Here is a 5,805-nt window from a genome sequence, read left to right on the forward strand (position 1 = left end):
AGCCGGTCGGACACCTTCTGGCGGTAGGGCTCGATCGCCGAGATGATCCGGGCTCCGGCTTCGGGGGTGAAGCTGCCCGAGAGGCGAAAGGCGCCGTCGAGGTCGATCCAGTGCTTTAGGTAACGGCGCTTGTGGGCCCTTTCATGACGCTGCTCCTCGGAGGAGGCGGCGTGGCGGACCCGGGCGCACTCGGCCCGGAACTCCTCGAGCGAGGCGGCCTCGGCCAGGACCAGCAGACCCTCCTCGGATTCGGGGTCGAGGGCGGCCGCAAAAGCCAGGTCGATGACCTCTTCTTCGGTCAGCGCTCCGGAGCGGAAGGCCTTGTCGGTCTCGGGTAGCTCGGGGAGCAGGTCGGCGACCTCGAGCATGTGGCACTGGTGCGAGATGGTGGTGCCGGCAGTCGCGGCCATGAAGTGAGCGGTTGATTTGTGGTCGGTCTCGTACCAGGCCCTGCAGTCCACCAGCTGCTTTCCGGCAAGCGCCTTGGCTGCGTGCATCATCCTCTCGCCGACACAAAGCCTCTCGTACAGCTCCAGCGACTGGGCTCGGTCCAGGCCCGAGGCATCGAAGCCTTCGACGAGGGCCTGCAACTGGCTGAGGATGTTCTCCAACCGTTCGAACATGTGTTCGATTATAGGAAGGAGGGGTGACAGAAAACGGCCTGTGGTGAGGATCGAGTGGAAATTCCGAAATTCGCTCCGCCGGTTACGATGGCCGCGTGAGCCCCACCGAGAACACCAAAAACAACCGGCCCCTGATCTTCGGCGCCGGGCTGATCGTAATCCTGGCGCTGATCGCCTTCTTCGCTACCCGCAGCGACGACTCCGGCTCCGGGACAGAAGGAAGCGGCTCCGATGGGGGGGAGGACGTCGAACAGATTCGGCCGGTCACGGTCGACGGCCAGCCTCTTCCGCCATTCGACAGGGACGCCCCGGGCGGCGACCCGGCGGTGGGCCAAACCGCCCCGACCATCAAAGGCGCCGGCTTCGACGGGTCGGAGATCTCCATCGCACCCGGCTCCAACCCCAAGCTGGTCATCTGGGTTGCCCACTGGTGCCCGCACTGCCAGCGTGAGGTGCCGAGGATCGTCGAATGGTTGAAGGAATCCGGCACGCCGGAAGGGCTTGACCTGATAGTCGTCGCCACCGATGTCGATCCCAACCGGCCCAACTACCCACCGTCGGAGTGGCTCGAGAGGGAGGGACTGGACCTTCCCACGATGGCAGACGACGCCAAGCTCAGCTCCACGGACGCCATGGGCCTGACCGCCTATCCGTTTTTCGTGTTGCTCGACCCCGACAACAAGGTCCTGGCCCGCGACGGAGGCGAGCTCACGAGTGAACAACTGGATGGGCTCGTGGAGCTGGCGGGGACTTAGGCCGGACCAGGTCCGGACTGCAATTCCTTCGCGGCCGCCAGCTCGCGTCGGGCCTCGTCGATCTGCCACCGGGCCTCAAAGGTCTCGAAATCGTCGAAGACGTTGACCGGGGTTTTGAAGCACTCCATGAGCCCGGCGTCCTCGGAACGCAGGTAGAAGCGGTTCAACCCGTCGAAATAGGCGAACAGGTACCCGGCCTCCAGCAGCAGCGGCTCCCACTCGGAGTGGCTGGGAATCTGGGTATTCGGCTGCGTTGCTTCGACCACCACGCACCGGGGCCGCCATCTGCGCCAGTCGGCGCCCTGAATCACGCCGAGCTCGTGACCTTCCACGTCGATCGACATGAAGTCGATCTCGCCGGAGACGTGCTTCTCGCAAATCTCCGCAAGTGTCTTCACCCGGACCTCGTGCGTATGGTAGCGTCGCCCGGTTTCCGCGTGACGTTCGGCGTGCCGCTTGTCCAGGGTCGAAAGGGCCCAGTGGCGCTCCTCGAATTCGTAGAACTCCATCGAACCGGGTTGGAAGGACAAAGCCACGTTCAGGTTGACGTCCTCCGGCCGGGCGGCCTGCAGCAGCGTGAACAGTGACCTGGTGGGCTCAACGTTGACCCCCCGCCACCCCTGGTCGTAGAAGTGTTTGGTAACGGACCCTCTCACGGGCTTACCCGCGCCGACATCAACGTAGAAGCCAGTTTCCTGATCCTTGAAGAGCCGGTTCAGCAGGACGTCCTCCCGGTTGTAGGCGTAGGAGATCATCTTTGCCTCGCCACCAGCACCAGCACGGTGATCAGCGCAAAACCCGACAGCGCCATCGTCGGGATCGTCAGGTACCCGAACCGCACGAGCAGGATTGCGCTGCACGGGTTGTCCGGGTCGCAGCTTGCGGCCCCCTCCAGCTCCGGGAAGCGCTCCAGCAGGACGTGGTAGGCAGAAATCAGGCCCCCGATGACCGTCAGCGGCAGCACGTAGGCCGCCACCCGGTTGTCCTTCCGCAGCAGGGCCACCAGCAGGACCGGGACCAGCGGGTACATGGCGATCCGCTGGTACCAGCACAGCTTGCACGGAAGGTAGTGCGCCACCTCCGACAGGTACAGGCTCCCCAGAGTGCAAACCAGGGCCACGGCGAACGCCATCGCCACAGCGTTGGGGCCGACCGACTCCCGCAGCGCATCCCCGGCCCGCCGCAGCGCCGGAGCCCGGCGTCCGACCCACAGGACCAGCGCCACCAGCACGCCGGCCTGAGCCACCAGAGCGAGCAGCGCCAGGAAGAGAGTTACGAAGCTGACCGACACCCGCTACTCGGTGACGTAGATGGTGACGCCGTGCGGGGTGGCGCTCAGGCCGACCCGCGGATGGTCGTGGACCGGCCTGGACCCCACTTCGTAGTCGAACACCAGGACGTGCGAACCGTCGTCCACCGGGTAGCCGGTGACCTCGATGCTGTCCGGGTTGGAGGCTGCAATCCGGGTCCACAGGTCCCCCCGGTGGAATCCCTGGACGAAGCGTGCCTGGACCTCGGGACGGTTCTCGTCGGTCCAGTCGATGTCCCGGGCGGCGACGATCCACAGGTCGCCCTCGCCGCCCAGCACCCGGGCCAGCTCGTCGCCGGGGCGCGCAACGATCATTCTTTCGACCTGGTCTCTTAGGCGGTCGCCCGGGGTAGTCATAGTGGCCGGTGCGCTTCAGGCTCCGAGTAGCTTGGCGGCGGCCAGGGTGTTCGACATCAACATCGCAACCGTCATCGGCCCGACTCCGCCGGGGACCGGCGTGATCGCTCCCGCCACCTCGACCGCCGACGCGTAGTCGACGTCGCCGCACAACTTGTTGTTCTCGTCCCGGTTCATCCCGACGTCGATCACGGTCGCCCCCGGCTTGATCATGTCCCCGGTGATGTACTTGGTGACCCCGGCGGCGACGACCAGGATGTCTGCCTCCCGCGTGTGGGCCGCCAGGTCGGCGGTGCCGGTGTGACACAGCGTGACGGTCCCGTCGGCCGGTAGCTTCTCGGCCGGATTGAGAGGGTTCGGTGGACCGTTCTTGAGCGACAGCAGGATCGACAGCGGGCGCCCCACCAGGTTCGACCGGCCGACCACGACCACGTTGGCGCCCTTAACCTGCGCTCCGGTATGGGCGAGCAGAACCTGTACTCCCAGGGCGGTGCAGGGCACGAAGCGCGGGTTTCCCTGGCTCAGCAGTCCGGCGCTCGCCGAAGTCAGCCCGTCGGAGTCCTTGCGGTAGTCGATCAGCTCGACCGCACTGATCGCGTCCAGCCCCTTGGGGAGCGGAAGCTGCAGCAGGATGCCGTGGACCGCGGGGTCCTCGTTCATCCGGCGGATGGTGTCGGCGACCTCGGCCTGCGACGCCGTCGCCGGCAGCCGGTGGACCCAGCCGTTCATGCCTGCAGCAACCGCGGCCTTTTCCTTCGAGCCGACGTAGACCTGGGAGGCCGGGTCGTCGCCGACCAGGATGGCGGCCAGCCCGGGCGTGATGCCGGTGGCGGCTTTAAGCTCCTCGACCCCCAGCCGGACCTGCTCCTTGACTTCGGCAGAGACCTGTTTGCCGTCGATGCGAATTGCGGTCAATGCCGGAAGTGCCTTTTACCGGTGAAGACCATCGGGACCTTGTGTTTGTCGGCCACCGCAATGACCTCGGAGTCCCGGATCGAGCCTCCGGGGTGGATGACCGCACGGGCCCCCGCCTCGATCGCCGCCTCCAGGCCGTCGGGCATCGGGAAGAAGCCGTCGGTGGCGCATATTGAGCCCTTGGCCCGGTTGCCGGCCCGGCGGGCGGCCAGGTCGACCGCGTCCACCCGGCTCATCTGCCCCGCACCGACGCCCACCGTCTGACCGCCCTTGGCGAACACGACGGCGTTGGACTTCACGTGCTTCACGACCGCCAGGCCGAACAGCAGGTCGTCCCAATCCTCCTCGGCCGGCTCGTAGCTGCCGGCGACGATCATGTCCTCACGCTTGTCGTTGCGCGGCTCGTCGACCTTCTGGAGCAGGTAGCCCTCGGCGGCCGACTTGACCTCGACCTGGTTGGCAAACGGCTTGGGCGAAAGCAGGATCCGCAGGTTCTTCTTCGCCTTCAGAGCCTCCAGCCCCTGCTGGGTGAAGCCGGGGGCGATGACGATCTCGGTGAAGATCTCGGTGACCCGCTTGGCTGCGAACCCGTCGATCGGGCGGTTGGCGGCGACGATCCCCCCGAAAGCCGACCTCTCGTCCGCCTCGAGGGCCCGCATGTAGGCGTCCTCGACGCTCTTGCCGGTCGCCACGCCGCACGGGTTGGTGTGCTTGATGATCGCCACGGCCGGCTGGTCGAACTCGTTGACCAGGCGCCACGCGGCGTCGAAATCCAGGAGGTTGGTGTACGACATCTGCTTGCCCCACAGCTGCCGCCAGCTGGGGGTGGAGGAGGAGTAGAACGAGCCCTGCTGGTGCGGGTTCTCGCCGTAGCGCATCTCGTTCTGCCGTTCGAGCTTCAGGAACATCTTCTCGGGGAACTCGCCCGAGCGGCCCATCCACTGGCTGATGGCCACGTCGTAGGCCGCGGTGTGGGCGAACGCCTCGGCGGCCAGGGAGGCCCGGGTCTCGTCCGAGATGCCTCCGGAGCGGCCCTTCATCTCCTCCAGGATCAGCTCGTACTTGTCCGGGTTGACCACCACGGCCACCGACTTGAAGTTCTTGGCCGCCGCACGCACCATCGCCGGCCCGCCGATGTCGATGTTCTCGACCGCCTCGTCGTCGGTCACCCCCGCCTTCTCGATGGTCTTGCCGAACGGGTAGAGGTTGCAGACCACCAGGTCGATGGCGGTGATGTCGTTGGCCTTCAGCTGTGCCAGGTGCTGGGGTTTGCGCCGGTCCGCCAGGATCGCCCCGTGGATGCGGGGGTGCATGGTCTTGACCCGGCCGTCCAGCATCTCCGGCGAGCCGGTGACCTCGCTGACCGGTGTCGTGGGGATGCCCGCCTTCGCCAGCATGCGGGCGGTGCCGCCGGATGCGATGAGCGACACCTGCTGCTCGAGAAGCCCCCGGGCCAACTCCTCGATCCCGGTCTTGTCGCTGACCGACAGGAGGGCTCGTTTGATCTTCATGATCGAAGGATATCCTGCCCGGCCGGTGCGCGGCCTATTTCGCGAGGGCTGCGACGAGCCCGGCAACCTCGCTCGGATTGCGCCCGACCCGGACCCCTGCCGCCTCCAGAGCTTCGGCCTTGGCGGCCGCGGTCCCCTTGGAGCCGGACACTATGGCGCCCGCGTGGCCCATCCGCTTGCCGGGCGGAGCGGTGAACCCGGCGATGTAGGCGACCACCGGCTTTTTCATGTTCTCTGCGATGAAAGCCGCCGCCTTCTCCTCGTCCTCTCCCCCGATCTCGCCGATGAGCACCACAATCTCGGTCTCGGGGTCCTGCTCGAACCGGGACAGGCAG

8 protein-coding genes are annotated in these 5,805 nt (G+C 66.6%); 1 reads left to right on the plus strand and 7 read right to left on the minus strand.

Translation table 11 applies throughout. The features are described from left to right. Positions 1-623: hypothetical protein (locus VFV09_08490; protein HEU4867750.1), on the minus strand; the 623-nt coding region annotated here is incomplete at its 3' end. Positions 624-718: 95 nt separating this feature from the next. On the opposite strand from VFV09_08490, the gene VFV09_08495 reads away from it, so the two are divergent. After that, positions 719-1,378 carry a TlpA disulfide reductase family protein gene (locus VFV09_08495; GenBank protein ID HEU4867751.1) on the plus strand — a complete coding sequence of 220 codons (660 nt, stop codon included), beginning with the start codon at positions 719-721 and terminating at the stop codon, positions 1,376-1,378. On the opposite strand, the gene VFV09_08500 is transcribed toward VFV09_08495, so the two are convergent. The 6 genes from VFV09_08500 to VFV09_08525 all read right to left on the minus strand — a co-directional run. Beyond that, positions 1,375-2,133 (minus strand): FkbM family methyltransferase, encoded by a 759-nt coding sequence (locus VFV09_08500; protein ID HEU4867752.1) that lies wholly within the window; start codon positions 2,131-2,133, stop codon positions 1,375-1,377. The genes VFV09_08495 and VFV09_08500 overlap by 4 nt on opposite strands. Next, on the minus strand, positions 2,130-2,669 hold the full coding sequence (locus tag VFV09_08505; GenBank protein HEU4867753.1) for a disulfide oxidoreductase: 540 nt from the start codon (positions 2,667-2,669) through the stop codon (positions 2,130-2,132). Before VFV09_08505 ends, VFV09_08500 begins: the two co-directional genes overlap by 4 nt. A gap of 3 nt (positions 2,670-2,672) precedes the next feature. After that, positions 2,673-3,002, minus strand: coding sequence for a hypothetical protein (locus tag VFV09_08510; protein HEU4867754.1), 330 nt, complete (start codon positions 3,000-3,002; stop codon positions 2,673-2,675). Between the two features lie 57 nt (positions 3,003-3,059). Beyond that, positions 3,060-3,959 carry a bifunctional 5,10-methylenetetrahydrofolate dehydrogenase/5,10-methenyltetrahydrofolate cyclohydrolase gene (locus tag VFV09_08515; protein ID HEU4867755.1) on the minus strand — a complete coding sequence of 300 codons (900 nt, stop codon included), beginning with the start codon at positions 3,957-3,959 and terminating at the stop codon, positions 3,060-3,062. After that, positions 3,956-5,470 (minus strand): bifunctional phosphoribosylaminoimidazolecarboxamide formyltransferase/IMP cyclohydrolase, encoded by a 1,515-nt coding sequence (gene purH / locus VFV09_08520; GenBank protein HEU4867756.1) that lies wholly within the window; start codon positions 5,468-5,470, stop codon positions 3,956-3,958. The genes VFV09_08515 and purH overlap by 4 nt, the downstream gene beginning before the upstream one ends. Positions 5,471-5,504: 34 nt before the next feature. Next, the coding region (locus VFV09_08525) for a succinate--CoA ligase subunit alpha (protein HEU4867757.1) at positions 5,505-5,805 on the minus strand (301 nt) is incomplete at its 5' end.

It is taken from the genome of Actinomycetota bacterium (assembly GCA_035759705.1).
Classification (GTDB): domain Bacteria; phylum Actinomycetota; class CADDZG01; order JAHWKV01; family JAHWKV01; genus JAJCYE01.

Excerpts from the sequence above, each read along its gene's own strand:
- VFV09_08500 (HEU4867752.1), bottom strand. The coding sequence starts at position 2,133 with ATGATCTCCTACGCCTACAACCGGGAGGACGTCCTGCTGAACCGGCTC.
- VFV09_08510 (HEU4867754.1), bottom strand. The coding sequence starts at position 3,002 with ATGATCGTTGCGCGCCCCGGCGACGAGCTGGCCCGGGTGCTGGGCGGC.
- purH (HEU4867756.1), bottom strand. The coding sequence starts at position 5,470 with ATGAAGATCAAACGAGCCCTCCTGTCGGTCAGCGACAAGACCGGGATC.